The sequence below is a fragment of the Alteromonas sp. BL110 genome, assembly GCF_003443615.1.
Taxonomy (GTDB): domain Bacteria; phylum Pseudomonadota; class Gammaproteobacteria; order Enterobacterales; family Alteromonadaceae; genus Alteromonas.
In genome coordinates, this window is record NZ_CP031967.1 from 1,686,999 (window position 1) to 1,713,995 (window position 26,997).

A 26,997-nucleotide genomic window follows, 5' to 3' on the forward strand; every position below is an offset into this window, starting at 1 on the left:
GCAAAATGCCATTCATAAAACATGATCTATGCTTAACACTACCTTATCTAAATTTGGTTATCCCGATAATCTTCTTAAAACATACGACTACTGGCATGTTTTACTCAGACCTGGACAGGTAACACTTGGTTCATTAGTTCTTATATGTAAAGACAATGTCTTTAACTATTCTGATATTTCAGAAGAGGCGGCTAGAGAACAAAAGATCGTTGTTGCAGATATAGAAAAGGTGCTCAAAAAACGCTTCAACTTCTGCAAAATAAACTATTTAATGTTAATGATGGTGGATCCTGCTGTCCATTTCCACGTTATTCCCCGTTATGAACATCCAGTGATTTTTTGCGAAGAATCTTTTGAAGACAAACATTGGCCTAAGCCACCTGTCTTAAGCGAAAAGCTTGAATTAGATGATGATTATTTTACTGAATTAAGAGCAACGTTACGCGCTGACTTTGCATTACTTTCATCTACTAACGCATCCGAGACGGGTAAAAAATATCAAAGAATGTATACATCAGGCTGCTTTGACATTTTTCATCAAGGGCACCTAAATATACTGAAGAAGACAAAAGCGCTTTGTGATTATTTGATTGTAGGCGTCTCTACCGACGATCTCATCGAGAAGTCTAAAGGACGCCCACCGCTTATCCCGTTTGAGGAACGAATTTCCATCCTCGAGTCCAACCGATATGTGGATGAAGTTATCCCTCAGGTGGATAAAAATAAACAAAGAGTGGTAGATGAATACAATATTGATGCGATTTCAGTGGGTTCTGATTGGAAGGGAAAATATCCTAGCGTAACCTGTGATATGGTTTATTTTGACTATACACCCAACGTTAGCTCTACCGTCCTTAAAAGAAAGCTATAACAGCGTTATGAGCTAGCAGTGAACTGCTAGCTCATACATAGCCGTTTACTTACTAAACGTGTTACCAAAGAAATCGCCATCGTTCCATTTCGGCTTATCTTTTTGGTTTGCTAACGTCCAACCGATTTGTGCGTTGACCTTAGTGAACGTCTCTGCAGCATTCCAGTTAAATGGCTGATTAATATCATCGCTAGGCTTGTGATAGTGCGTAGATAAGAACTGGCCAAACACCTTGCTTCCGTCTACGTTAGGATCTTTAGATTTAAGACCCGGCACCATAAACACTGAAGGTACACCTTGTTTTACAAACGCATAGTGATCTGAGCGAGTGAAAAGTGCCTGCTCTGGCCATGGATCTGGGCTTAGCTCAATATCGGCATTAGCAGCCGCTTTTTCCACTGACTCTTGCAAATCGCTGTGGTTTGCACCAAAAGCAATAACGTCTGCAAACTCGTAGGTTAGAATTGGCATATCTAAGTTTACGTTCGCCACCATTGATGTAACAGGTACCGTTGGGTTACGAGCGAAATAGTCTGCACCTAGCAGGCCTTTCTCTTCACCGGTTACCGACACGAACAGAATTGAGCGCTTTGGCTTTTCTTTCATTTCGCTAAACAGGCGTGCAGTTTCTAACATCACTGACGTACCAGACGCATTGTCCATGGCACCATTGTTAATGTTGTCTTTCTTCACTGTTTTGGCAAAGCCAATGTGATCAGAGTGAGCAGAGAAAACCACGTATTCGTTTTTAAGCTCGGGATCTGAGCCTTCTAATATACCTACAACATTTGGGCTTGTAATGGTGTCGTGCACGCTCTTCTTGCTGATATCTACCACACCGTTTAACGCAAAACCTTGCGGTACTTTGTCTGCTTCAAGCTGTGCATAAACATCATCAAGGCTTTTTTCTGCGCCTTCAAATAACTTAATCGCAGCCCCTTCACTCATATAAGCCCCGCCTTTAAGCTGAGAAAAGCGGTTCGCAGGCTGACCTTTGTCGTCTAACCAGGCCATACGCGGTGTATGAATGTAGTTCAAACGACTTTGATAAGGGCGCACTTTTTCATTTTTAGGCGTAGTAATGGTGATCATGCCAATAGCACCATTATCTACCGCATACTTTTGCTTTTGATAGCCAGAGGCAAAGTGAGCGCCCTCTTCTGATGGAAAGTCGCTGGGTTTGCCCGCAAGGGCCACCACAATTTTACCTTTTACATCTAGGTCTTTGTAATCGTCGTGAGATAGCTCGTCAGCTACGATACCGTAGCCGACAAATACCATTTCGCCTTTTACATTGGCCTCGGTGCTAAGCAAGCTCGGACTAGCTAAGTACTCTTTTGGATAATCAAAATTGATGGTCTCGCCGTTTTGGGTGAAGGTAAACTTAGGAGATTCTTGAACCAGATTAGCTTTACGAAACGATACGTTTTGTACGTAACCGTCTGTACCTGCCGGCTTTAAACCATATTTGGCAAATTCGGTAGCAATATAAAGCGCCGCAATTTCATGACCGCGAGAGCCAGTATCACGACCTTCAAGTAAATCATCTGCTAAGAAAAACAGATGTGATTTAATACGCTGTGTATCAGGGTTGAAAGCATTGTCTGTCGATGCGTGGTTATGCGCAGTAGCAGCAAAGGTCATTGCCGTCATTGCACTACCTATAAGTAGTTTTTTTATCATTGTAATTTCACCATATAACTAAGTGTGCGTCATGGTAACGCAGTTAATAGCCGAAATACTATTAAACTGCATACGTTTACCATGAGTTTCCTACCGTTGCTCGCATTTTAGGAGCAAGGTAAAATTGTTAGCCAAACGCCGGATCAGATTCCGGGAGTATTTATATTTTTTTACTTAAGAGCAGCAACCATGTCGAAAGACGATATTCTTTATCGCGTTCAATTTATCAGCAATAATGAACGTTATGAGTTATATGTAAAAACCCTTATGCAAGGCGCTTTATTTGGCTTCATCGAGATAGGCGACTTTGTGTGGGATACCCACACGAGTGTTGTTGTAGATCCTAGTCATGAAAGGTTAAAAGCTGAATTTTCTGAAGTAACAAAAACTTATGTTCCTATGCACAACGTTTTACGCATTGACGCCGTAAACAAAAAAGGAACAGCCAAAATTACTAATTTAGAAAATAAATCTGATAAAGTAACGGCTTTCCCTAGTCCAATATATACACCAACGAAAGAGTAGCCACCGGCGTCAATCCGGTGAAGGTTACCGGAGACCCTTATGTATCGCTATCTGTTAGCAGCATTACTATTTATTTGCAGCGTTAGTTCGTCTGCAAATAGCCTTGACGATGAAAGCCTGTATCAACTACTTGATGACATTTGGCAGTACGAGCTTTCGGTTTCGCCGCTTTTAGCCTCTCGCGAAGGCGATAGCTCTCTAGCTCATGTGCTACCCGATATTTCGCCCGAAGCACTTAAAGCACAAAATGAACAATGGCGCGCTTTTCAAAAAGCCTTAAGTCAGTATAAAAAAGAGAATATCTCTACTGACGCTTATATTGCTTTGCTAATGCAGCAATACCGTTTAGCCAACTATGTGGATGAGTATACCTATCGCGCACACTTAGTGCCCATCAATTCAGAATATGGCTTTCATGGTGCCATGGCCTCGCTTCCCAATTTATCTACGTTTAAGCGCGTAGAAGACTACCAAGCATACATTAGCCGCTTAAACGCGCTTAAGCCTTATTTTGACCAGCAAATTACTTACATGAAGCAGGCGCTAAAAGAAGGCTACACGCAGCCTAAAGTCGTGCTGAAAGGGTTTGAAGACTCAGTTGCGTCGTATATTGTTGAAAATGCAGTGGACAGTGGTTTTTATTCTCCGTTTACTCGTTTTCCTGAGTACTTTACTGCCGAGCAAAAAGCTGCACTAACAGAGCAAGGCAAAGCAGCCATAAACGACAGCGTGCTCCCTGCATATCAAATGTTCTACGACTTCATGGTAGATGAATATATCCCTAACGCCCGTGAAGATATAGCCGCAAACAGTTGGCCTGATGGTGTGGCGTATTACGCGAATAGAGCTAAGCATTACACCACCACGGATATGTCGCCTCAGGAAATCCATGATTTAGGGCTGTCTGAAGTAAAACGCATTCGCGCACAAATGCAGCAAATTGTGGATGAACTGGGCTTTGATGGCGACATTAACGACTTCATTACGTTTTTACGAGAAGATCCTCAGTTCTATGCCACCAGTGCGGAAGATTTACTAAAAGAAGCGTCGTTTATTGCAAAGAAAATGGACGCGAAACTCCCTTCTCTTTTTGAGTATCTACCAAGAACGCCCTACGGCGTAGCACCCGTGCCAGATGCTATTGCGCCCAAATATACTACGGGCCGTTATATCCACCCTAGCCGCGATGACCAGCCAGGATATTACTGGGTTAATACCTACGCCCTTGATAAGCGCCCTTTGTATGCGCTACCTGCTTTGACATTACATGAAGCAGTGCCCGGTCATCACCTTCAAATTTCATTAGCAGCAGAGCTTGAAGACTTACCTATGGTACGTCGCAATACTTACATTTCTGCGTTTGGTGAAGGCTGGGGTCTGTACTCTGAGTTTTTAGGTATTGAAGCGGGTATTTATGAAACGCCGTACGACAACTTCGGGCGCTTGAGCTATGAAATGTGGCGAGCATGTCGTTTGGTTGTTGATACCGGTATGCATACGATGGGCTGGAGTCGTCAACAAGCGGTGGACTATATGATGGAAAACACCGCGCTTTCAGAACACAACGTCAATACGGAAATAGACCGCTATATCTCTTGGCCAGCGCAGGCCTTGTCTTACAAGATTGGGGAAATCAAAATCAAAGGCCTTCGCAAGAAAGCAGAACAAGCGTTAGGTGAACGTTTTGACGTGCGTAAATTCCACCGCGCCGTATTAGAAAACGGCTCAGTTCCACTTTTCATATTGGAACAAAACATCAACACGTTTATAAAAGAACAAAAGGTAAAATAAACATGATCGTTGCATTTGGTGTTATAGGATTACTTATCCTGCTGTTAATTTACTTTGTGCTGCGAGCGCAGAATTTGCAAAAAGAGCTGGCGCTGTTGCGCCACTCGAATAAGCAAACCAGCAATAAGGTTACGTATGCTTATCGCAACCTTGTGCTTGTTACAGATGCGTTGGAAAAGAACCTTACCGCGCGTATTGAAAGTGCCTATAAAAGCCGTCTTATCGACCAGACACAATACAATGCGCTACACCCGCTTATGCGCAACTTTTCAACCATTATTATGGCTTGTTGTGAAAAAGGTATGTCCCTTGAAGAATCTTTGAATAAGGCGTTGCAGAATGAAGAAGTCACGCTTGAGGAAATTCGTGAAGTGGTGAAGGCCCTACCTAGCAACGTTCGCATGGTGTGGGCAAAAAATACCGCAGATGGATTTATTGCTTTTTGCCAAACCGTTACAGCCACCGTAAGCGGTACTGCAGCAAAATCACAAAAAGAACCGTCCCTTAAAGAGTAATACTCTACTTCTCTAGTTGGCGCTGATACAGTGTTAACTATATGAGAGGGTCGCTCGCTTTGCTAAGTAGTGAGGTCAGCGACCCTAGTCGAAACTCCCTCCCCTTTTAAAAGTTTAATCTTTTTACCTTTTTAAACTAATCAGTAAGTTAGCGCTTAAAACAACAAGACAAAAACCTTTTGTCTTGAAAAGGGTTATTGCTGCACTATAATACTGTATAAAAATACAGTTTATTTTGAGTGCTATGAAAAAAACGTTATCCACGCTTAATAATCATCCGCATATTTGGCGGGCTAGAGACCAGAAACAAAGTGAAACTAAATTTTCGCTGGGTTTTTCGTGTCTGGATAAAGCACTTAACGGTGGCGTTGCCTCTACAGGTCTTGTACGTATTTCCTCACTCACTGGCGTAGGTGAACTTTCGCTATTTAAACGGGTTATTTGCCAGCATCGCACACATAAACTGGTGGTATTTATTAACCCTCCGGGGCTACTACAGTCACCTTGGTTAGAAAATCTGGGGCTTAAAGCGCAACAAGTGCTGGTAGTAAAAACAAGTGCAGCACAGGAGGCGTTGTGGGCGGCAGAGCAATGTTTAAAAAGCACAGCTTGCCATTGCGTGGTACTGTGGAGCGATGCTGTAAATCAAAAAGAAGCGCGCCGTCTGCAAGTTGCAGCAACGCATAATGATGCGCTGTGCTTGCTGTATACTCCACCGCAACACCAGTTATCACAAACAAGCTCGCACACACCAAGCCAAAACGATAACTCATTGCCCATTACTTTAGATATTGCGCTACTTGGCAAACCCCACGCTGTGTCGGTGAACATACGCAAACAACGTCATGGGTGGCCAAAAGATAACATTGTTATTTCTCATCGGTGGACCCCTGATAATCATGCCATTAAATGGGCCATGGCACATAACACGCTTTCCGATCAGGCTTTACACTCTGTGAACTAATAATGCTGTGGGCCTATATTTACTGTTATCAACTTACTTTAGACAGCCACATACAAGCGGCTACAAGTAAACGTGCGCACAGGCAAGGGGCTAGAAACGAAGCTAACAAAAGTTCTTCGCCATTACCGTCGAATACACCTATTGCTGTGTATTGCAGTAAAACGAACAAAATTACGCAGTGTAATGATATTGCGAAAAAAGAAGGCATTGAAATTGATCATGGACTTGCCCAAGCCGCGGCACTGTGCCCCTACGTGCATATTCTGCCTTTCAGTGAAGAAGCCGAAAAGCATATGCTGACACAACTAGCCCATCGGCTGTACCCTCTTGCTTCTGACATCGTACTAGACAGCCACATTCACTCGAATAGCGTAAATGGTCTGGCAGTAAGGCTAGATAACCTAACTCATTACTATGGCGGGCATAAGCCACTATGGAAAACCCTAACTCAAGCACTCGCAGAGGCAGATATTCGTTATCATTTTGCCAGTGCATGGACAATTGAGGCCGCAAAGGTATTAGCCCTTCATAAACACAATACCTATTTACATACGCCCGATGACATAAAAAAAGCGCTCAGTACGTGTCCGCTTTCTATTACAGCTTTGTCACCTAAAGTCATTGAGCCCCTGGCAAGGGTGGGGGTTACCCGTGTACAGCAGCTATTGGCCATGCCGGTACAAGAACTGGGGCGGCGCTTCGACAATAACACCATTATGTATCTAACTGCGCTCAGAGGAGAAACTTTTCCCCGCGTTACGCTATTTAGGCCTTTAGAGCATTTTGATAACTTTACCTTATTGCCTTTTGATATTGAAAACACGCAGCACCTAACCCCTTTCGTCACGCAGCAATTTGAGCATTTGTCCCACTATTTACGCGCCAGGAACTTATATACATCGAGCATCGGCGTGCACGTACACTTCAGAGAAGCGCCTGTAATGGATATTAATATTCAATCGGCTCTTCCTCAGTCCTCAGTACAAAGTTGGCTACCGCTGTTTAGCCTTAAAACTGAGAACTTGGAGTTACCCGAACCTGCCACAGCGATTGCGCTCACCTGTCAGCAATTTGAAGAAATAGATTCGCAGAATGGCGACTTTTTTAGCGATAGGTTTAATGACGTTGCACAAAAACAATTAGTTGGGCGCTTAAATGCCAAGCTAGGCGATAACAGTACGTTTCAACCTCGCGCTGCCGACAGTCATCAGTTTGAATACATGACGGCAACTGAATCGAGCGCTGGCGACGGCACCGGTAATTACGCTTATAGCAGTGACATTACGCCCACTTTTACCTTTGATACACCTAAGCCGCTTATTCAGGCGACCCAAATTTGCTTTGGCCCCGTGCGGTTACACAGCGAGTGGTGGCACGACAGTCCAACAAAGCGAGATTATTTCATCGCCCAGACTGAGCAATGTGTAAGACTTTTAGTATTTAAAGACGAAGAGAGCTGCTGGTGGGTACAGGGCCTTTTTTGCTAGCCGTATGCGCTTAAAGAAGAGGAAAAGGTAAAAGCGAAATAATGAGATACAGCGAACTCTTTTGCCAAAGTAACTATAGCTTTCTCTGCGGCGCCTCCTCTCCTGCTGAGCTTGTGACCACGGCTTCTTTTCTTGGCTACGACGCGCTTGCCATTACTGACGAATGCTCGGTAGCAGGAGTAGTGCGGGCTTTCGATGAAATAACACATCAGGGTCTACCTATTACGCTTATTGTTGGCAGTTACTTTGTATTTGATGACACTTTATCTTTTATACTGCTGTGCCCGAACAAAGCAGCCTACAGCGAACTGTGTCGAATTATTACTAACGCGAGGCGTCGCTCTGAAAAAGGAGAATATCAACTAGCCGAGTGGGACTTACGTACCATTCGTCACTGCAAGTTCATTTGGCTACCAAGCGGAAAAGAAGCCCATGATAAGCATTGGGCTGAGTGGCTGCAAAAGCACTCAAGCATCGATGCCTATATTGGTGCTCAGCGCCTATTAGACGGACAGGATCACCAGAGGTTTGCGCACTACAACCATTTACAGTCTGCCTACCCCTTTCCGGTTATTGCCTGTACGGGTGTACTCATGCATCACGCTGACAGGCTACCGCTTCAACATGTGCTGCACGCTACTAACATACATACCAGTGTAGATAAAATAGGTCGGGAAGCATTGAGTAACGCAGAGCGTAGTCTGCGTACCATACAAAAAATAAAGAAGCTTTACCCTGAGAAGTGGGTAGCCAATACCAATGCCCTAGCCCAGGCATTCACATTTTCTTTAGAAGAACTGCGCTATCACTATCCTTCGGAACTCGTGCCAGAAGGGTATACGCCTACATCGTATTTACGGGAGCGCGTAGAAGCCGGTATTAAAGTGCGCTTTCCAGAAGGTATAACCCCTGAAATCCGTCAAATTATAGAAAAAGAACTGACGCTTATTGCCGAACAAGACTATGAGTATTTCTTTTTAACCATTTATGACATTGTTCAGTTTGCTAAGCGGCAGCGGATTTTGTACCAAGGACGAGGGTCGGCAGCAAACTCTGTGGTGTGTTATTGCCTGGAAATAACGGCTGTAGATCCAAGGCAAATAAGCGTACTGTTCGAGCGTTTCATATCCAAAGAACGTAACGAGCCGCCCGATATTGATGTGGATTTTGAGCATCAACGCCGTGAAGAAATCATTCAATACATTTATCAAAAATACGGCAGGGAAAGAACCGCTATCGCAGCTACGGTTATTTGCTATCGCTTTAAGTCAGCGTTTAAAGATGTAGGCAAGGCACTGGGCTTTAGCGAGTCTCAGCTTGATTTTGTGGTAAAACAAATCAACCGCCGAGACAGCGTTATTCCGTGGAAATCTCAGCTGGCAGGGCTTGGGCTTAATCCTGAAGAGCCTAGAGTACAGCAATTAATTGCCCTTACCGAAGCTTTACTGGGCACGCCCCGACATTTGTCGCAACATGTGGGCGGTTTTGTTATTAGCGCAGGCCCCCTCTATGACCTTGTCCCTATTGAAAATGCCTCAATGGAAGACCGTACCATTATTCAATGGGATAAGGATGACATTGAAACCTTAGGTCTTTTAAAAGTCGATGTATTGGCGCTTGGGATGTTAAGCGCTATACGCCGCGCATTTTCTCTTATCAATAAACAGTATCCTATTGAAACCAGCATTCCATTTATCACCAAGCTCGGGGATGACAAGCAGGTTTTCGATATGATTTGCCGAGCCGATACAGTTGGTGTTTTTCAAATAGAATCCCGGGCTCAGATGTCTATGCTGCCAAGGCTTAAACCCCGTCGCTATTACGATTTAGTCGTACAAATAGCCATTGTACGGCCAGGACCGATTCAAGGCGACATGGTCCACCCTTATCTAATACGTCGCCACGGCAATGAAACCATTAGCTACCCGTCTAAAGATGTGGAAAAGGTGCTATCTAGAACTATGGGTGTGCCTATCTTTCAAGAACAAGTGATTCAGCTTGCCATGGTTGCCGCTGGCTTCAGTGGTGGAGAAGCTGACCAACTGCGGCGTGCTATGGCTAGCTGGAAAAAGGACGGCAGAATTTTTGAATTCAGAGATAAGCTCATTAAGGGTATGACGGATAAAGGTTATGACAGTACGTTCGCCCATAACTTATTTGAACAAATTAAAGGCTTTGCAGGGTACGGCTTCCCTGAATCTCACTCAGCGTCTTTTGCGGTATTAGCTTATGTGTCTTGCTGGTTGAAGTTTTACTTCCCCATCGAGTTTTACGTGGCGCTGTTAAATAGCTGGCCCATGGGGTTTTACTCTCCTTCTCAGTTAGTTCAAGACGCTAAGCGTCATCACATACGTGTAGAGGCGCCCTGCGTTAACCAGTCGAGCACAGAGCACACGTTAGTTGCAAAGGGGCAAGAAAAGTACATACAGCTTGGCCTTAAGCTTATTAAAGGTTTAAGTGAAGCATCGTCCCAGCTTATTGTGGAAAACCGTTCAGATAAAGGCTACACCAATGTTGAACAGTTGCAGGCGCTATCGCTAAAAAGTAATGAACTCGAGGCACTTGCCAGCGCAGATGCGCTTCGTACTATTTCAGGAAACCGGTACGAAACCCGTTGGCGAATTATGGATACACAAACGCGTTTACCGCTATTTGATAACGATGATTACGATGCAGATAAAAGTGGAAAAAAGCTAGGAGCAGCCCCCTCTGAAGCAGAAAATTTACTAGAAGATTATGCCTCGACAGGCCTGTCTGTAAATAACCATCCTATTTCATTGCTCAAGCAGCAACATGAGCTTAAAGACATAAGCTGGTCTAATTCGCTTAAAGGTAAAAAAAATAAATCTGTTGTTAAAGTACTTGGGGCAGTAACTGGTCGACAGGCCCCAGGTACAGCCGCAGGCGTTACCTTTCTGACTTTAGAAGATGATATCGGCAATATGAACGTTGTGGTATGGCAAGCTACAGCGCGCGCTCAGCAGAAAACTTTTTTGAAAGCTAAACTTCTTCAAGTTAACGGAGTCATTGAACATTCAAAAGAAGGGGTTATTCACATCATTGCGGGTAAGCTTATCGACCGTACGTCTTGGCTCGAGAAGCTGTCTTTAAACTCTAGAGATTTTCACTGAATCTTTTAGAGCTTCAAAGCGATAGGTTATGGTGCGCAAATCAATGATTTTTTGATTAATAATTTCTTTCTTTGTGAGGTAACATACAAGTAATTTCTCGATACCTGTAGAGCACAGTTGTCATTTTCGGAGTATAAAATGATGCGATGGATGGCGCTTTGTATTATCTGCTTATTCAGTGGTAATAGCTACGCAGATAAATATATAGTTGGCGCACAAAATTTAGCGTACTTCCCTCACTACGACTTTTCTTCGCAAGTAGATAAAGGCGTAGCATGGTCAATTCTAGAAGCCTTTTCTGACGCTTCTGGACACGAATTTATTTATTTGAGTCTGCCGATAAGACGGCTTCAACTAGAGCTGGTGAAAGGTAATGTTGATTTTGTATACCCTGATAACAGAGGCTGGTATAACAGCATCACCACTTCAAGCGATAAGCATTTTTCACTCCCCTTAACCAATGCAGTAACAGGAACAATCGTTAAGCGAGAGCATGCAGGAGAAGGCATTGATGAGATAAAGCATTTAGCCATGCCTCTAGGTTTCACACCGGTAAACTGGCAGGATAGAATAGACAATAAACATACACGAATAACTTGGGTTAACAATATACAACAGGGTTTAGCCCTCTTATATCAAGAGCGCGTCGACGGGTTAGATTTGGAATACTTTGTCAGCCAAAGTTCCGCACCGCTAGCGTATGAGAAAGGCGCATTTACTTTAGATTTAACGCTTCCTCATAACGAAATCCCTTTTTCTTTGTCTACGCTATATCATAAAGACATTATTAGTGAACTGAATGATTTCATATCCTCAAACCCCGAATTAATTGATAGTATAAAAGCGAAATACGGAATAACCCCTTTTGAGCAATTGTCTCAACAGCTTCTTAACGAACAAGGATTGAAAATTGAAGAGGTTTGGAAATAATGTCTGTCGCTTTTTACGTGTCGTTACTTTATTACTGACGCTTACCGTTTCAAGCTCATTTGTTTGTGCCCATACCTATATCGTAGGTGCACAAGACATAGAATATTATCCGTATTACAACTTTTCATCAGAGCACGATAAAGGGCTAGGTAGAGCTATCCTTGATGCCTTTTCCAAGAAAACTGGACATAATTTCATTTACTTAAACATGCCGGTTACGCGCCTTCAAATAGAGTTAAAGAAGGGCAATGTAGATTTCGTCTTTCCTGACAATCCTAAATGGTATAACCAAATAACACATAAGCTCGGTAAAGTTTATTCTGAGCCACTTACCGACACATTTGCAGTAACTCTAGTTAAAAAAGAAAACCAAGGCACAGAGCTTAGCAACATTTCAAAACTTGCAACGCCCGAAGGCTTTTCGCCTGTTAAATGGAAACAACACATTAAAAACGGGTCGGTTGAAGTAATAGGCGTTAGCAGTATTTATGAAGGCCTTAAGCTTTTACAGGACGATAAAGTGGACGCTTTTGATGTGGAATACAATGCTGCATTATACTTTATACAACGCCTTCCGCAGTCAGCTTCATTTGTTGCCGACTTAACGTTACCTAATGATGTTGTCTCATTTTCCTTATCTACGTTAAATCACGCAGACATTATTGACGAATTAAATGCCTTTTTGCTGACTAATTCTGACGAGATAAATGATATAAAAGAAAGATATGGTATTGAAGATACAACGCAACTGAAGAAACAATTAATAAATGAGCAAGGTATTAATAAGAACGCAGTATGGAAGCCCTTGTAAAAAGTTCAATAATGTCAGTAATGTAGACTTTCTAGAACTTAACTCTCTTCTATTTTAAAACACTATCCAACTGAAATAATTGCTTTTTTTTGGTTGGATGATTTTTTGCTTGTTGATTAACAAATCAAGGAGCAATTATGAAACAGTTATCACTACTTTTATTTTCTTTTATCATCATTTTTACCGCTAATGGCGCGCAGGCAAGGCAAACCGTCAGTGTCGACTATATGCACGGATTTGATGATATTGACGGTATGCGCTTCGCATACCGACCGCTGGAACAAACATTAGCTACAGCTTGGTTTGGCGACATAAAGCTCTATTGGGAAGTTAGTGCAGTTGTTTGGGAATATGGCGAGAACGATACGCACAGTACTAGTTATGGCGCGTCACTGACTCCTGTTTTCATGAAACAGGTATCCACGCTATATGACAAGTATCCTGTATATATAGAAGCAGGTATTGGCGCAAGTTACATTGGCGATCAAAAAGTTGCAGGTAAAGACATTGGTTCTAACTATCAATTTGAAGACAGGTTAGGTGTGTTTGTAGAGATCGATAAAAAGCAACATGTTGCTCTACGTTATATGCACTTTTCAAACGGCGGGTTTAACAACGATAACCCAGGATTAGACTTCCTAAACCTATCCTACGCTTACCATTTCTAATGAAATGGGGTCAGTGTTGTGACTCTGACCCCCTTTTTTCTTTTCCGAAACGCAAAAAAACCCGCCGTTAGGCGGGTTTTTCTTAATGGGACCTGGCAGTCTGGAGGGCCAGCCCGTCTTACTCTCACATGAGGCTGGGCCGGTCACCGGAACCCCACACTATCCCTGCGCCGGTCACCGGTCGGCGCTAATACGTTTCATTTCTGAGTTCGGGATGTGGTTGGTCGCCACTCGATGGGCCGACATGTCGGTCAGGTGGTACCGTATAGCTATGGCTGCCAGGAAAAAAAATGGAAGAATAATGGGGTAAGAGTCGCGACTCTGACCCCATTACTTTTTCTTTGCTGCAGAAAGCAAAAAACCCGCCGTTAGGCGGGTTCTTCTTAATGGGACCTGGCAGTGTCCTACTCTCACATGGGGAAACCCCACACTACCATCGGCGCTAATACGTTTCACTTCTGAGTTCGGAATGGAGTCAGGTGGTACCGTATCGCTATGGCTGCCAGGAAAAACTGGTAACAATCTAGAAAACTGGATATCAATTCAATCAGTGAGTAACTACTTTTCACTCTACTTGCTTTAGCTTGTCTACAACGCTCAAAAGCCTAAAGCTTTTTGGGCGTTGTATGGTTAAGCCTCTCGGGCAATTAGTACAGGTTAGCTTAACGCCTTACAACGCTTCCACACCCTGCCTATCAACGTCATCGTCTATAACAACCCTTCCAGAACTTAAAGTTCAGGGATGACTCATCTTTGGGCCGGCTTCCCGCTTAGATGCTTTCAGCGGTTATCCGTTCCGAACATAGCTACCGGGCAATGCGATTGGCATCACAACCCGAACACCAGCGGTTCGTCCACTCCGGTCCTCTCGTACTAGGAGCAGCTCCCATCAATCATCCAACGCCCACACCAGATAGGGACCGAACTGTCTCACGACGTTCTAAACCCAGCTCGCGTACCACTTTAAATGGCGAACAGCCATACCCTTGGGACCGACTTCAGCCCCAGGATGTGATGAGCCGACATCGAGGTGCCAAACACCGCCGTCGATATGAACTCTTGGGCGGTATCAGCCTGTTATCCCCGGAGTACCTTTTATCCGTTGAGCGATGGCCCTTCCATACAGAACCACCGGATCACTATGACCTACTTTCGTACCTGCTCGACGTGTCTGTCTCGCAGTTAAGCTAGCTTATGCCATTGCACTAACCTCACGATGTCCGACCGTGATTAGCTAACCTTCGTGCTCCTCCGTTACTATTTGGGAGGAGACCGCCCCAGTCAAACTACCCACCAGACACTGTCCACAATCCCGATAAGGGACCAATGTTAGAACATCAAACATACAAGGGTGGTATTTCAAGGACGGCTCCACACAATCTAGCGACTGTGCTTCAAAGCCTCCCACCTATCCTACACATGTAGGTTCAATGTTCAGTGCCAAGCTGTAGTAAAGGTTCACGGGGTCTTTCCGTCTAGGTGCGGGTACACAGCATCTTCACTGCGATTTCAATTTCACTGAGTCTCGGGTGGAGACAGCGTGGCCATGGTTACACCATTCGTGCAGGTCGGAACTTACCCGACAAGGAATTTCGCTACCTTAGGACCGTTATAGTTACGGCCGCCGTTTACCGGGGCTTCGATCAAGAGCTTCGTCCGAAGACTAACCCCATCAATTAACCTTCCGGCACCGGGCAGGTGTCACACCCTATACGTCCTCTTACGAGTTTGCAGAGTGCTGTGTTTTTAATAAACAGTCCCAGCCACCTGGTCACTGCGGCCTCCATTTGCTTACCACGCGAAGTGTTCACAAACAGAGGCGTACCTTCTCCCGAAGTTACGGTACAATTTTGCCGAGTTCCTTCACCCGAGTTCTCTCAAGCGCCTTAGTATTCTCTACCTGACCACCTGTGTCGGTTTGGGGTACGGTTCATATAATCATAAGTTTAGAAGCTTTTCCTGGAAGCAGGGCATCAACAACTTCACTCCCTTGGGAGCTCGTCTCGCGTCTCAGCTTTAAGAATCCGGATTTACCTAAATTCTCGGCCTACTCGCTTTCACTTGGACAACCAACGCCAAGCTTGCCTAGCCTTCTCCGTCCCTCCATCACTGATTATATAAGTACGGAAATATTAATCCGTTTCCCATCGACTACGCATTTCTGCCTCGCCTTAGGGGCCGACTTACCCTGCCCTGATTAGCATGGGACAGGAAACCTTGGTCTTCCGGCGTGGGAGTTTTTCACTCCCATTATCGTTACTCATGTCAGCATTCGCACTTGTGATATGTCCAGCAAGCTTTACAACTCACCTTCATCCACTTACACAACGCTCCCCTACCCAGCATAGTAAACTATGCTGCCGCAGCTTCGGTATATTGCTTAGCCCCGTTACATCTTCCGCGCAGGCCGACTCGACTAGTGAGCTATTACGCTTTCTTTAAAGGGTGGCTGCTTCTAAGCCAACCTCCTAGCTGTCTATGCCTTCCCACATCGTTTCCCACTTAGCAATATTTTGGGACCTTAGCTGGCGGTCTGGGTTGTTTCCCTCTCCACGACGGACGTTAGCACCCGCCGTGTGTCTCCCGGATAGTTCTCATTGGTATTCGGAGTTTGCAAAGGGTTGGTAAGTCGGGATGACCCCCTAGCCTTAACAGTGCTCTACCCCCAATGGAATTCGTCCGAGGCTCTACCTAAATAGATTTCGGGGAGAACCAGCTATCTCCCGGTTTGATTGGCCTTTCACCCCCAGCCACAAGTCATCCCCTGACTTTTCAACGTCAGTGGGTTCGGTCCTCCAGTTGATGTTACTCAACCTTCAACCTGCTCATGGCTAGATCACCGGGTTTCGGGTCTATACCTAGCAACTAAACGCGCAGTTAACACTCGCTTTCGCTACGGCTCCGCTATTCGCTTAACCTTGCTACTAAATATAAGTCGCTGACCCATTATACAAAAGGTACGCAGTCACCCCGAAGGGCTCCCACTGCTTGTACGTATACGGTTTCAGGTTCTATTTCACTCCCCTCACAGGGGTTCTTTTCGCCTTTCCCTCACGGTACTGGTTCACTATCGGTCAGTTAGGAGTATTTAGCCTTGGAGGATGGTCCCCCCATATTCAGTCAAGATAACACGTGTCCCGACCTACTCGATTTCACTGTAAAGATTGCGTCGTGTACAGGGCTATCACCTTGTATCGCTCCTCTTCCCAAAGGATTCCACTACATTCAATACAGCTTAAGGGCTGTTCCCCGTTCGCTCGCCGCTACTAGGGGAATCTCAATTGATTTCTTTTCCTAAGGGTACTTAGATGTTTCAGTTCCCCTCGTTCGCCTCGTTACGCTATGTATTCACGTAACGATACCTGTAAACAGGTGGGTTTCCCCATTCGGACATCTGTGGCTCAAATGCATTTTGTCGGCTCACCACAGCTTTTCGCAGACTTACACGTCCTTCATCGCCTCTAACTGCCAAGGCATCCACCGTATACGCTTCGTCACTTAACCATACAACCCCAAACAGCCTTTTGACTTCTGTCTAAGTTATGTCGCATGAATGACAAGCTAATCGGAAGAATTGCCTTGTTATCAATAAATTGATAACAAGCAATTCAGTCAAGTAGAGTAAAAAGTACGTCTTTCGACTTCTCAGTTACTCAATTTTGATTGATTACTATTAATATCAGCTTTCCAAATTGTTAAAGAGCATAGTGCTTAATTCAAAACACTTAGGTTTGATCTTAAATCAAAGCTAAGGGCTTTTATTTAAGTCATCTTTAAATATAAACAAGACTATCTGTGTAGGCACTGCATCAAGTGCGTCTTTCGACGTAATGGTAAGGAGGTGATCCAACCCCAGGTTCCCCTAGGGTTACCTTGTTACGACTTCACCCCAGTCATGAAACACAAAGTGGTAATCGTCCTCCCGAAGGTTAGACTAACTACTTCTTTTGCATCCCACTCCCATGGTGTGACGGGCGGTGTGTACAAGGCCCGGGAACGTATTCACCGCAGTATTCTGACCTGCGATTACTAGCGATTCCGACTTCATGGAGTCGAGTTGCAGACTCCAATCCGGACTACGACATTCTTTAAGGGGTCCGCTCCACATCACTGTCTCGCTTCCCTCTGTAAATGCCATTGTAGCACGTGTGTAGCCCTACACGTAAGGGCCATGATGACTTGACGTCGTCCCCACCTTCCTCCGGTTTGTCACCGGCAGTCTCCTTAGAGTGCCCAACTTAATGCTGGCAACTAAGGACAAGGGTTGCGCTCGTTGCGGGACTTAACCCAACATCTCACGACACGAGCTGACGACAGCCATGCAGCACCTGTGTCTGAGTTCCCGAAGGCACCAATCTATCTCTAGAAAGTTCTCAGCATGTCAAGTGTAGGTAAGGTTCTTCGCGTTGCATCGAATTAAACCACATGCTCCACCGCTTGTGCGGGCCCCCGTCAATTCATTTGAGTTTTAACCTTGCGGCCGTACTCCCCAGGCGGTCTACTTATCGCGTTAGCTTCGCTACTCACGGCTTAAAGCCACAAACAGCTAGTAGACAGCGTTTACGGTGTGGACTACCAGGGTATCTAATCCTGTTCGCTACCCACACTTTCGCACATGAGCGTCAGTCTTTGGCCAGGGAGTCGCCTTCGCCACTGATGTTCCTCCAGATATCTACGCATTTCACCGCTACACCTGGAATTCCACTCCCCTCTCCAAGACTCTAGTCTGCCAGTTCTAAATGACCATCCCAGGTTGAGCCCGGGGCTTTCACATCTAGCTTAACAAACCGCCTGCGTGCGCTTTACGCCCAGTAATTCCGATTAACGCTCGCACCCTCCGTATTACCGCGGCTGCTGGCACGGAGTTAGCCGGTGCTTCTTCTGTTGTTAACGTCACGGCTAGCAGGTATTAACTACTAACTTTTCCTCACAACTGAAAGTGCTTTACAACCCGAAGGCCTTCTTCACACACGCGGCATGGCTGCATCAGGGTTTCCCCCATTGTGCAATATTCCCCACTGCTGCCTCCCGTAGGAGTCTGGACCGTGTCTCAGTTCCAGTGTGGCTGATCTTCCTCTCAGAACAGCTAGAGATCGTTGCCTTGGTAAGCCTTTACCTTACCAACTAGCTAATCTCACTTGGGCCTCTCTTTGCGCCGGAGCCTAAGCCCCGTTTGGTCCGAAGACATTATGCGGTATTAGCAGTCGTTTCCAACTGTTATCCCCCTCGCAAAGGCAAGTTCCCAAGCATTACTCACCCGTCCGCCACTCGTCAGCGAAGTGCAAGCACTTCCTGTTACCGTTCGACTTGCATGTGTTAGGCCTGCCGCCAGCGTTCAATCTGAGCCATGATCAAACTCTTCAATTAAATATATCGAAATATGAATCGTCGTTATGTTGACACCCTTAACGAGTGCCCACACAGATTGTCTTGTCTAAATTGTTAAAGAACGTTGCGACTTCGTCGCAATTCACCGGAAGCCGTTGCTTCTTAGTGACTCACCCTGTTCGAGTGAGGTGCGCATTATACGCTGGAAGTTTTCGTTGTCAACACTTTTTGAAAATTTATTTTCTGAAGCGTTTTTTCTAAACCCCCGTCTTTACTGGCCTATGTAGGTAGTAGAGACTTACTTCAGGAGGCTTGCTGTTTTGCTTTTCCCCCGAAGCGGATGCGCATTTTAGGGAAATGAGCGCTCACGTCAACACTTATTTTAAAAAAAGTGTCATATTCGCTTTGAACGCTCAAATTACCCACAACATGAGCTTTATTCGAACAACTTAAAGCTCTCAAGCTAAAGCATTGGCATCTATTTAGCTATAAAACAGTACTTATCGAACTGTTATATATGTCAGTTCGGATACTCACATTAGCTTTAAGTTTGTAAAAAAGAATAACTCTATAGGCAGGGCACAATCCTTTTTCAAATAATCATATGATTCATAGTGATTAACAGCGGCAGTGTCATTACTCTCCACACTTAGATAAACTACGGGAAATAACCTGCCGATACTTGCTTTTAATTTTGTCAGTATATAAGCATCTGTTAGCGGGAAGTTGGATACGTAATATCAATATTGCTTAACTACACTATATAGAGGTCTATCACGCATTATGAAAACGAGCGTCATTTTTACAACTTATAATTCACCCGCGTGGTTAGAGAAAGTACTATGGGGTTTCTTCGAACAAACCGCAGATAATTTCGAAATTGTTATTGCGGACGACGGCTCTCGTGAAGACACCAAAGAACTTATCCAACGTCTCAAGCAAGAAACAGATATACCTATCAAACACGTTTGGCAAGAAGACGATGGTTTCCAAAAGTGCCGTATTCTTAATAAAGCTATTGTAGCCTCTGAGGGCGAATACTTAATTTTCACAGATGGCGACTGCATTCCTCGAAACGACTTTGTAGAGCAACATCTAAGACTATCAGAGAAAAATACCTATCTTTCTGGTGGGTATTTCAAATTACCCATGAGTGTAAGTAAAGCAATCACACGTGAGGATATCGTAAGTCAGCGAGCATTCAATGTGGATTGGTTAGTGAGTAAAGGATTAAAAAAGACGCATAAAACGATGAAGCTCACTGCAAGAGGAGCCTGGGCAGAGTTTTTAAATAAGATTAGCCCGGCTCGCCCGACTTGGAATGGACATAGCGCTTCATGTTACAAAGAGCACATTCTGGCCGTAAACGGTTTTGAGGAAACCATGCAATATGGTGGTCAGGATTGTGAATTTGGCGATCGATTAGTTAACTATGGCTTAAAAGCTAAACGCATACGTTATTCCGCAGTGTGTATACACCTTGACCATAAACGCGGATATGTTACGCCAGAAATGCTACAGAGAAGCAAAGCAATACGTGAAGATACTAAAAAGAATAAAGTAATAAAGGCACGCGTAGGAATAGAAGAATCATCACAGTAAAACGGTAATAAACAAGAGTTGCTCTAATGCATAAACCAATTGATAGTTTTAAGGGTGTCTCACCTACTTTAGGAAAGAATGTCTATATTGACGACTCGGCAAGAATTGTCGGTGATGTAGTACTAAAAGATGATGCTAGTATTTGGCCATTAGTTGCTGCGCGCGGTGACGTGAACAAGATTCGTATTGGCGCTCGCAGTAATATTCAAGATGGCAGTGTTTTGCATGTTACCCGTAAATCAGAGAAAAACCCTGATGGGTTCCCACTTATTATTGGTGACGACGTTACCGTCGGGCATAAATGTATGCTGCATGGCTGCCAATTGGGTAATCGTATTCTGGTCGGTATGGGCGCTATTGTAATGGATGGCGTTGTTGTTGAAGACGACGTGTTCATCGGTGCAGGTACATTAGTACCGCCAAACAAAAGATTAGAAAGCGGATTTCTTTACGTTGGGAACCCCATGCAAAAGAAAAGACCGCTCAACGACGCTGAAATGGCATTCCTGAAACAGTCTGCCGTTAACTATGTTGTATTGAAAGATGAGTACCTTGAAGAAGCGAACTAGTTTCGCTTCTCACTTTGCTCAACGATATCGCGAACCTGTCTCACAATGTCCGAGGTATCAGGGCGCTTTTGCGTCCAAATATAAAATGCTTCGGCAGCTTGTTCAACCAACATCCCTAACCCATCTATCTGTGTACTTACACCTAACTCAGCCGCATCTCTCATAAACCGCGTGGGCGAGTTTTTATATACCATGTCGTAAACGACTTCACAGTGTTGTAAAACACCATCATTCAAACTACACGGCAACTCATTACTTAAACTAGCGGCTGTGGAATTGATAATAATATGAGGTGCTATCGTTGCGATATATTCAAGGGACACCACCTGCACTTTAGCGTTAGACGTGGCGCTTGCGACTTCTTCAGCTTTTGCTTTCGTTCTGTTCGCAATAGTCAGTGAAGCAGCACCCGCTTTTAACAACGGAGAAATAACGCCTCGGGCTGCGCCGCCGGCACCGATAAGCAACACGCGTTTGCCCTTAATTTCCACTCCACTATTAAGTAAATCATTTACCAACCCCACACCATCTGTGTTGAACCCTAATAGCTCACCACTGTCACCATTCATTAGAGTATTAACAGCCCGTGCATCTTTAGCTGCTTGGTCATCTACCTTTGCTAAGTTAAAGGCATCAAGCTTAAAAGGCATGGTGACATTGCAGCCTACAGCATGTTCCTGAGCTAAAAACGCTTTGGCGGCTTCAACAAAACCATCTTCAGGCGCAAGTATCTTTTCATAAGAAATCTTTTCTCCAACTTGATCAGCAAACATTTGATGAATAGTTGGTGATAAACTCTGTGCAATAGGATTTCCGAATACAGCGAATTTTTTCATGGGAATACGAGACTTATTTAATAAAAAGAAGAAAAGCGATAGTCGTGCTTCGCAGAGTACACCATATGAGCGTGTAGGTGGAGAGGAGAAAGTACGGGAATTAGCAAATACGTTTTACGACATTATGGAGACCGACCCACTTGCAAATGAACTACTTGCTATTCACCCTCAGCCATTAAACAGAATTCGCCACGTATTCTTTTTATATTTGAGTTTATGGCTGGGTGGTCCTGATGATTATCAGAAGCAATTTGGCCACCCACGTTTGCGTGCACGCCACCTCCCCTACACAGTAACACCAGAGTTAAAGGCCCAGTGGATGTATTGTATGCGCAAAGCTATGTTTAAAACGGTTGATGATATCGCTTTAGCCCAACAATTAATTGATTCACTCGATCAACTTGCCAATCACATGGTGAATACAAAATAAAAAAGCGCGTTGAAAGGGTTAACCTTTTAACGCGCGAATCCCCTATTACTGTCTACGCTCTTGTTGGCGTATAAAGTAGTGCAATTATGAAAGGTTCAACTGTTAGGTTTAGGCCTTAGAAGGTGTAACCTACCGATATCGTGTACACCCAAGGGTCTATTTCAATATTACTAACCTTTCCAGCAGCATCGCCCACTTTAAAGGTGGCCTCTGTATCAATATCTATGTAACGAACCGATGCGTTTACATGCCACTTGGAATCTATTTGATAGTCCATACCGACTTGAGCTGATAAACCAAATGAGTTATCTAGCGATAGGTCGCTTAAGCCCGCAGTTTCATTTACTCCCGTAAATTCCTCATCAAAGATAAAGGTATAGTTGATACCGGCACCAATGTACGGCTGAAATGCAGAGCTTGTATCGTTAAAGTAATAGTTCGCCGTTAGTGTAGGTGGAAGGTGTGTGACTTCACCAAGCTGGTTTCCTGTACCTAGAGGGTCAGCTACGGAAAAGTTAACGTCGTGCTTAAAGGGCGTTGCGGCAAGTAGTTCAATATTAATATTATCAGTAATAAAATACGCGACGTTCAAACCTAGCTGGGTATCGTTATCGATATTAAGGGCAACACCAAGATCAGTACCACCAGCGACGATGTTAGACGTCGATTCGTCTGGTGCAACGGTAGTCAGGCCGCCACGGACTATCCAATCGCCCTGCTGATGAGCGCTAGCTAAAGGTGAAAGTGCAGCCAGTGTAAGACAAAGTGCAGATAAAGTGTGTGTGCGCATGATGTATCTCTTTTGTGTTTAACTAAGATGGCGCTACTTTACGCCCTTATTTAAAAGAAACATTGATCCAGCGCAAGCTCGATAACGCACTGAAACACTGATGATATTCGACCTTGATGTAGATCAAAAAAAAGGCCGCATTAACGTTAATGCGGCCTTTTTCAGTCATTCAAGATTAGTGCTGTTATAGGCGGTAAGTTTTAGAATTTAAGGGCTGCCCCATTTACCAATTAATCACCAATCGGTAGGTTTTAACCAATCTGTCAGCTTAGCCTCTGCGCTACCCGGTGCGGGCGTATAGCAATACTCCCAGCGGGCTAGTGGCGGCATCGACATTAAAATAGACTCTGTGCGCCCACCGGTTTGCAATCCGAACAAGGTACCCCGGTCGAACACTAGATTAAACTCAACGTAGCGGCCTCGGCGATATAGCTGAAAATCTCGCTCTCTTTCACCAAAATCGGTTTGCTTGCGGCGTTCAACAATAGGAACGTAAGCATCGATAAATCCATTGCCTACCGCCTGCATAAACGCAAATGACTGTTCAAAGCCCCACTCATTCAGGTCATCGAAGAACAACCCACCCACGCCGCGAGTTTCATTGCGATGTTTTAAATAAAAGTAGTCATCACACCACTTTTTATACTTAGGGTATACCTCATCGCCAAACGGCTTACACAATTTCTTAGCAGTGTCATGCCAATGCACAACGTCATCCTTAAACGGATAAAACGGCGTTAGGTCAAAACCACCGCCAAACCACCAGATAGGAGCTTCGCCTGCTTTTTCCGCAATAAAAAAGCGAACATTAGCGTGTGAGGTTGGGATATACGGGTTATGTGGGTGAATAACAAGTGATACGCCCATGGCCTGAAAGTTTCTTCCCGCAAGTTCAGGACGATTTGCCGTTGCTGATGCAGGCATTTGGCTGCCAAAAACGTGAGAAAAGTTAACACCGCCTTGCTCAATCACCGCGCCGTTTTTTAATACGCGAGAGCGTCCACCGCCGCCTTCTTCGCGCTGCCAGCTGTCCTCAACAAACTGACCTTTACCATCGGCGAGCTCAAGGGTTTGACAGATTGTGTCCTGCAACCCTAATAGATAGCTTTTTACTTGTTCTATTATTTCAGCGGCATTTTTACCGTCCAGTAATTCTGCTGATGTCATGCTCTTATTACCTCTGCTGTGTCACCATCGCGAATAGTACTGGGTTTAGTTGCACCGCCCACTACACCGTCAACGTAGAAAACAGAGTCAGCGAATACGGCTTTTGCTTCTTCGGTGGTGGTGGCTGGCGGTTGACCGGTTAGGTTAGCGCTTGTAGAAACGAGAGGCTTCCCTAACTTGTTGCAAAGCTCTACTACAACTGGATGATTAGTTACGCGTACTGCTATTTTACTATGTTTGCCGGTTAACCAAACGGGCGCCGATGATGACTTAGGTAATAGCCAGGTGTTAGGGCCAGGCCAGCTTGAGAAAATATCGGTACGTCGGTGTGGTCGTATGGCATTGTCGTTGACATAGGGCAATAGCTGACTGTAATTGGCAGCTATTAAAATAACGCCCTTTTCTACTGGTCGTTGTTTTAACGCTAACAGCGCATTTACCGCTGCTTCGTTGTCTGGGTCACACCCGATACCCATCACCGCTTCGGTTGGATAAACGATTAAACTTCCCGCTTTAAAAGCGGCAACATCAGGGTCTACTTCAGATGAATTAGCCTCAACGGGTGTAAACGTATTTACGTTCCCATTTTGGGTATCAGACATGGTTTTGATCTCTTTGTATAGTTCTTGGTTTAGTTGTTCGTTTAGTTAATCATATAGTTACTTTTTAAAGCCACAAGTAGGCTGAGGACACTGTAATTGCCCCTTTTTGTCTATCAATACTCCCCAACCACAGTCTGGGCAGCTTTCATTTACCGGCGTGAAATTTAGCACATATCGACATTGTGGATAATGGTTACACGCGAAAAACTGCTTGCCGTATTTGTTAGTACGTGAGATCAAATGCCCTTTCCTACATTTAGGGCAATCTACCAAGGTGTCTTCTTTTTCTTTAATAGGCTCTATGTGATGGCATGAAGGAAAATTGGTACAGCCGATGAACATGCCAAACCGCCCCTTTTTAATTGCTAAATCAGAAGCGCATTCGGGGCAGGCAATACCATCTAAGATTTTAAGTATTGTGGTTTGTTTATCGTGAAGTGGCTTACTAAAGTTACATTCAGGATAACCGGTACACCCGATAAAAGGGCCTGATTTACTGTTCTTTATATGAAGAGGTTTGCCACACTCAGGGCAATCTCCGAAGTTATCATCAAGAGCGTGCTCGTGTGCAGAAAAAAGTGAATGGTCTATTTTAGACATGTTGTGGACGTAAAAGCCTTAAACGCGCTGCTGTTGCACAGCGCATTTAGTTAAGTATAGATGTAAAGAGCAGTGGGCAAGCCTGCATTAATGCAGAACACCATCTGGCTCTTCGAACAAAAGATCTTCCATTTGCGCATAGGCTTTTTCTTTACCCGGTACATTAAACAGTACCATTAGCACAACCCACTTAAGGTCTTCTAGACAGAATTCGCTGGAATCAATTTCCATAACGCGGTCTATCACCATTTCACGTGTAGACGCATCTAATACATTGACCTGTTCTAAGAACATAAGAAAACCACGACATTCCACATCTAGACGCATCTGTTCTTCGTGCGTGTAAATACGGCTTAAGCTAGTGCTAATCCCTTTGCAAAAATACGGTTTTATATCCGTTTCTTGCAGAGCCGCTAGCTTTTCCAACCATGCGAGGGCTTTATAAATCTCATCGTGATGGAAACCTGCGCGCACAAGCTCTTCCGTTAGCTCGTCTTGATCAACACGAATTTCCGTTTCACTGTGAATGAAGTTTTCAAACAGATACATGAGGATATCGAACATATTATTTTCCCCTCAATTTAACGTAACCACCAGGGACAGCGGCTACTAAACCACGCAACTCATATTCTAATAATGATGCCATTGCTTGCGATACTGATAAGGCATTGCGCTGAGCTATAACATCAATAGCGGTGATATCATAATCCACACTAGCTAATAATTGATCGGTTGCCAAGCTATTCGCTGCACTTTTTTCGTCTTGCTCATTTACATCCAAGCCCAGTTGTCCAGGCTGAAGACCAATTTCATCAAGAATATCGTTAATATTAGTTACTAATTTGGCGCCCTGTTGGATTAACCAATGGCAGCCTTCAGAGTACGCGTGAAAGATACTACCAGGCACAGCGAATACTTCTCGCCCCATATCTGCGGCCAAATTCGCAGTTATCAAGGTGCCACTCTTAATTTTTGCCTCTACCACTAAGGTTCCAAGCGATAACGCTGCGATAATTCTATTTCGCCTAGGAAAGTGCCAAGGTTTAGGCCCCTGCCCAGGAAAGAACTCTGTGACGGTAATGCCCTTGTTATTATTAATCGATTCGTAGAGATTACGGTTCTTAGCAGGGTAGACGTTTTCAGGCCCCGTCCCCATTACCGCAACTGTTCCTGTATTACCAGACAAAGCGCCGTGATGCGCGGCACTATCAATGCCCATAGCAAGGCCACTTGTTACTGCAACCCCATTATTAGACAACCCTAATGCAAATTCACTGGCGATACGTTTACCCTGAATGCTGGCCCTTCTGCTGCCGACAATGGCAACTTGTGGGCTACGCAGCAAAGTACTATCCCCCGTTACAAACAGTACAAGGGGTGGACTGTCCAATTGTTTTAACGATTGTGGGTAGTATGAAGATGCATAGTGAATAATGTGTCTATTATCAGCAGTTTGCTGCCATGCAAGGGCGGCATCAATAAGGGGCTTTGATATTTGGTCTACGAGCTGTATCACAGCGTCAGGAAGCAATGATGCATTACCGGCTAAATCAGCGGGCGATAGTTTATAGTGTTCAAGTGTCTGTAACCAGATTTTAGGAGAAATGCGCTGAGCGGAAGCCAGTGCTACCCATGCTAATAATTCGCTATCTGATTGAGAAGTGTGCTGTTTCATTGTCGCTCCTTTGTGAGCGACA

The 26,997-nt window shown here is 44.5% G+C and carries 21 protein-coding genes and 3 rRNA genes; 13 read left to right on the forward strand and 11 right to left on the reverse strand.

Going from position 1 to position 26,997, the window contains the following annotated elements:
- Nucleotides 1-28 precede the first annotated feature (28 nt).
- Nucleotides 29-871 (forward strand): adenylyltransferase/cytidyltransferase family protein, encoded by an 843-nt coding sequence (locus D1814_RS19565; RefSeq protein WP_232368998.1) that lies wholly within the window; start codon nt 29-31, stop codon nt 869-871.
- Nucleotides 872-916: 45 nt separating this feature from the next.
- On the opposite strand, the gene D1814_RS07345 is transcribed toward D1814_RS19565, so the two are convergent.
- Nucleotides 917-2,554 carry a M28 family metallopeptidase gene (locus D1814_RS07345; protein ID WP_118490949.1) on the reverse strand — a complete coding sequence of 546 codons (1,638 nt, stop codon included), beginning with the start codon at nt 2,552-2,554 and terminating at the stop codon, nt 917-919.
- Nucleotides 2,555-2,743: 189 nt separating this feature from the next.
- On the opposite strand from D1814_RS07345, the gene D1814_RS07350 reads away from it, so the two are divergent.
- The 9 genes from D1814_RS07350 to D1814_RS07390 all read left to right on the forward strand — a co-directional run bounded on the left by D1814_RS07350 (nt 2,744) and on the right by D1814_RS07390 (nt 13,376).
- Entirely contained in the window at nt 2,744-3,079 is a 336-nt protein-coding gene (locus D1814_RS07350) for a DUF1820 family protein (RefSeq protein WP_118490951.1), read from the forward strand.
- Nucleotides 3,080-3,118: 39 nt separating this feature from the next.
- Nucleotides 3,119-4,870 carry a DUF885 domain-containing protein gene (locus D1814_RS07355; protein ID WP_118490953.1) on the forward strand — a complete coding sequence of 584 codons (1,752 nt, stop codon included), beginning with the start codon at nt 3,119-3,121 and terminating at the stop codon, nt 4,868-4,870.
- A gap of 2 nt (nt 4,871-4,872) precedes the next feature.
- Complete coding sequence (locus tag D1814_RS07360; protein WP_118490955.1) at nt 4,873-5,385, forward strand: hypothetical protein; 513 nt, start codon at nt 4,873-4,875, stop codon at nt 5,383-5,385.
- 244 nt (nt 5,386-5,629) lie between these two features.
- A complete protein-coding gene (locus tag D1814_RS07365) occupies nt 5,630-6,349 on the forward strand; it encodes a recombinase RecA (protein ID WP_118490958.1) in 720 nt (239 codons plus the stop codon).
- A 2-nt stretch (nt 6,350-6,351) separates the two neighbouring features.
- Nucleotides 6,352-7,836, forward strand: coding sequence for a Y-family DNA polymerase (locus D1814_RS07370; RefSeq protein ID WP_232368999.1), 1,485 nt, complete (start codon nt 6,352-6,354; stop codon nt 7,834-7,836).
- Between the two features lie 41 nt (nt 7,837-7,877).
- Complete coding sequence (locus D1814_RS07375) at nt 7,878-10,967, forward strand: error-prone DNA polymerase (protein WP_118490963.1); 3,090 nt, start codon at nt 7,878-7,880, stop codon at nt 10,965-10,967.
- A gap of 138 nt (nt 10,968-11,105) precedes the next feature.
- Nucleotides 11,106-11,897 carry a hypothetical protein gene (locus D1814_RS07380; RefSeq protein WP_118490965.1) on the forward strand — a complete coding sequence of 264 codons (792 nt, stop codon included), beginning with the start codon at nt 11,106-11,108 and terminating at the stop codon, nt 11,895-11,897.
- Nucleotides 11,878-12,708, forward strand: coding sequence for a substrate-binding periplasmic protein (locus tag D1814_RS07385; RefSeq protein WP_118490967.1), 831 nt, complete (start codon nt 11,878-11,880; stop codon nt 12,706-12,708). The genes D1814_RS07380 and D1814_RS07385 overlap by 20 nt, the downstream gene beginning before the upstream one ends.
- 137 nt (nt 12,709-12,845) lie before the next feature.
- Nucleotides 12,846-13,376 carry an acyloxyacyl hydrolase gene (locus D1814_RS07390; RefSeq protein ID WP_118490969.1) on the forward strand — a complete coding sequence of 177 codons (531 nt, stop codon included), beginning with the start codon at nt 12,846-12,848 and terminating at the stop codon, nt 13,374-13,376.
- 391 nt (nt 13,377-13,767) lie between these two features.
- On the opposite strand, the gene rrf is transcribed toward D1814_RS07390, so the two are convergent.
- From rrf to D1814_RS07410, 3 genes are all read right to left on the reverse strand, one after another.
- Nucleotides 13,768-13,883, reverse strand: a 5S ribosomal RNA gene (gene rrf / locus D1814_RS07400).
- A 119-nt stretch (nt 13,884-14,002) separates the two neighbouring features.
- Nucleotides 14,003-16,880, reverse strand: a 23S ribosomal RNA gene (locus tag D1814_RS07405).
- 330 nt (nt 16,881-17,210) lie between these two features.
- Nucleotides 17,211-18,743, reverse strand: a 16S ribosomal RNA gene (locus D1814_RS07410).
- Together the 16S, 23S and 5S rRNA genes form the textbook arrangement of a ribosomal RNA operon.
- A gap of 744 nt (nt 18,744-19,487) precedes the next feature.
- Between D1814_RS07410 and D1814_RS07415 the strand changes: the two genes are divergently transcribed.
- Complete coding sequence (locus tag D1814_RS07415; protein WP_118490973.1) at nt 19,488-20,306, forward strand: glycosyltransferase family 2 protein; 819 nt, start codon at nt 19,488-19,490, stop codon at nt 20,304-20,306.
- A 26-nt stretch (nt 20,307-20,332) separates the two neighbouring features.
- The gene (locus D1814_RS07420; RefSeq protein ID WP_118490975.1) at nt 20,333-20,875 is read left to right on the forward strand and encodes a gamma carbonic anhydrase family protein; all 543 of its coding nucleotides are present in this window, start codon (nt 20,333-20,335) and stop codon (nt 20,873-20,875) included.
- On the opposite strand, the gene aroE is transcribed toward D1814_RS07420, so the two are convergent.
- On the reverse strand, nt 20,872-21,711 hold the full coding sequence (gene aroE / locus D1814_RS07425; protein ID WP_118490977.1) for a shikimate dehydrogenase: 840 nt from the start codon (nt 21,709-21,711) through the stop codon (nt 20,872-20,874). The two genes, D1814_RS07420 and aroE, sit on opposite strands and share 4 nt — an antisense overlap.
- Between aroE and D1814_RS07430 the strand changes: the two genes are divergently transcribed.
- Nucleotides 21,710-22,141 carry a group II truncated hemoglobin gene (locus D1814_RS07430; protein WP_118490979.1) on the forward strand — a complete coding sequence of 144 codons (432 nt, stop codon included), beginning with the start codon at nt 21,710-21,712 and terminating at the stop codon, nt 22,139-22,141. The genes aroE and D1814_RS07430 overlap by 2 nt on opposite strands.
- Before the next feature lie 115 nt (nt 22,142-22,256).
- Here D1814_RS07430 and D1814_RS07435 read toward each other — a convergent pair whose 3' ends face one another.
- From D1814_RS07435 to dprA, 6 genes are all read right to left on the reverse strand, one after another.
- Entirely contained in the window at nt 22,257-22,931 is a 675-nt protein-coding gene (locus D1814_RS07435; protein ID WP_118490981.1) for an OmpW/AlkL family protein, read from the reverse strand.
- Nucleotides 22,932-23,165: 234 nt separating this feature from the next.
- On the reverse strand, nt 23,166-24,098 hold the full coding sequence (gene hemF, locus D1814_RS07440; RefSeq protein WP_118490983.1) for an oxygen-dependent coproporphyrinogen oxidase: 933 nt from the start codon (nt 24,096-24,098) through the stop codon (nt 23,166-23,168).
- Nucleotides 24,095-24,700, reverse strand: coding sequence for a Sua5/YciO/YrdC/YwlC family protein (locus D1814_RS07445; protein WP_118490985.1), 606 nt, complete (start codon nt 24,698-24,700; stop codon nt 24,095-24,097). The genes hemF and D1814_RS07445 overlap by 4 nt, the downstream gene beginning before the upstream one ends.
- A 57-nt stretch (nt 24,701-24,757) precedes the next feature.
- Entirely contained in the window at nt 24,758-25,300 is a 543-nt protein-coding gene (locus D1814_RS07450) for a DNA topoisomerase family protein (RefSeq protein WP_118490987.1), read from the reverse strand.
- A gap of 87 nt (nt 25,301-25,387) precedes the next feature.
- Complete coding sequence (locus D1814_RS07455; protein ID WP_025257120.1) at nt 25,388-25,864, reverse strand: DUF494 family protein; 477 nt, start codon at nt 25,862-25,864, stop codon at nt 25,388-25,390.
- A 1-nt stretch (nt 25,865) separates the two neighbouring features.
- Nucleotides 25,866-26,975, reverse strand: coding sequence for a DNA-processing protein DprA (gene dprA / locus D1814_RS07460; RefSeq protein ID WP_118490989.1), 1,110 nt, complete (start codon nt 26,973-26,975; stop codon nt 25,866-25,868).
- Between the last annotated feature and the right edge of the window lie 22 nt (nt 26,976-26,997).

Bases quoted from the DNA above. Each gene is read 5' to 3' on its own strand.
- D1814_RS07350 (WP_118490951.1), top strand. From the start codon at position 2,744: ATGTCGAAAGACGATATTCTTTATCGCGTTCAATTTATCAGCAATAAT.
- D1814_RS07370 (WP_232368999.1), top strand. From the start codon at position 6,352: ATGCTGTGGGCCTATATTTACTGTTATCAACTTACTTTAGACAGCCAC.
- D1814_RS07375 (WP_118490963.1), top strand. From the start codon at position 7,878: ATGAGATACAGCGAACTCTTTTGCCAAAGTAACTATAGCTTTCTCTGC.
- D1814_RS07435 (WP_118490981.1), bottom strand. From the start codon at position 22,931: ATGCGCACACACACTTTATCTGCACTTTGTCTTACACTGGCTGCACTT.
- D1814_RS07415 (WP_118490973.1), top strand. From the start codon at position 19,488: ATGAAAACGAGCGTCATTTTTACAACTTATAATTCACCCGCGTGGTTA.
- D1814_RS07345 (WP_118490949.1), bottom strand. From the start codon at position 2,554: ATGATAAAAAAACTACTTATAGGTAGTGCAATGACGGCAATGACCTTT.
- D1814_RS19565 (WP_232368998.1), top strand. From the start codon at position 29: ATGCTTAACACTACCTTATCTAAATTTGGTTATCCCGATAATCTTCTT.
- aroE (WP_118490977.1), bottom strand. From the start codon at position 21,711: ATGAAAAAATTCGCTGTATTCGGAAATCCTATTGCACAGAGTTTATCA.
- D1814_RS07430 (WP_118490979.1), top strand. From the start codon at position 21,710: ATGGGAATACGAGACTTATTTAATAAAAAGAAGAAAAGCGATAGTCGT.
- D1814_RS07355 (WP_118490953.1), top strand. From the start codon at position 3,119: ATGTATCGCTATCTGTTAGCAGCATTACTATTTATTTGCAGCGTTAGT.
- hemF (WP_118490983.1), bottom strand. From the start codon at position 24,098: ATGACATCAGCAGAATTACTGGACGGTAAAAATGCCGCTGAAATAATA.
- D1814_RS07380 (WP_118490965.1), top strand. From the start codon at position 11,106: ATGATGCGATGGATGGCGCTTTGTATTATCTGCTTATTCAGTGGTAAT.
- D1814_RS07365 (WP_118490958.1), top strand. From the start codon at position 5,630: ATGAAAAAAACGTTATCCACGCTTAATAATCATCCGCATATTTGGCGG.
- D1814_RS07445 (WP_118490985.1), bottom strand. From the start codon at position 24,700: ATGTCTGATACCCAAAATGGGAACGTAAATACGTTTACACCCGTTGAG.
- D1814_RS07455 (WP_025257120.1), bottom strand. From the start codon at position 25,864: ATGTTCGATATCCTCATGTATCTGTTTGAAAACTTCATTCACAGTGAA.
- D1814_RS07420 (WP_118490975.1), top strand. From the start codon at position 20,333: ATGCATAAACCAATTGATAGTTTTAAGGGTGTCTCACCTACTTTAGGA.
- D1814_RS07390 (WP_118490969.1), top strand. From the start codon at position 12,846: ATGAAACAGTTATCACTACTTTTATTTTCTTTTATCATCATTTTTACC.
- dprA (WP_118490989.1), bottom strand. From the start codon at position 26,975: ATGAAACAGCACACTTCTCAATCAGATAGCGAATTATTAGCATGGGTA.
- D1814_RS07450 (WP_118490987.1), bottom strand. From the start codon at position 25,300: ATGTCTAAAATAGACCATTCACTTTTTTCTGCACACGAGCACGCTCTT.
- D1814_RS07360 (WP_118490955.1), top strand. From the start codon at position 4,873: ATGATCGTTGCATTTGGTGTTATAGGATTACTTATCCTGCTGTTAATT.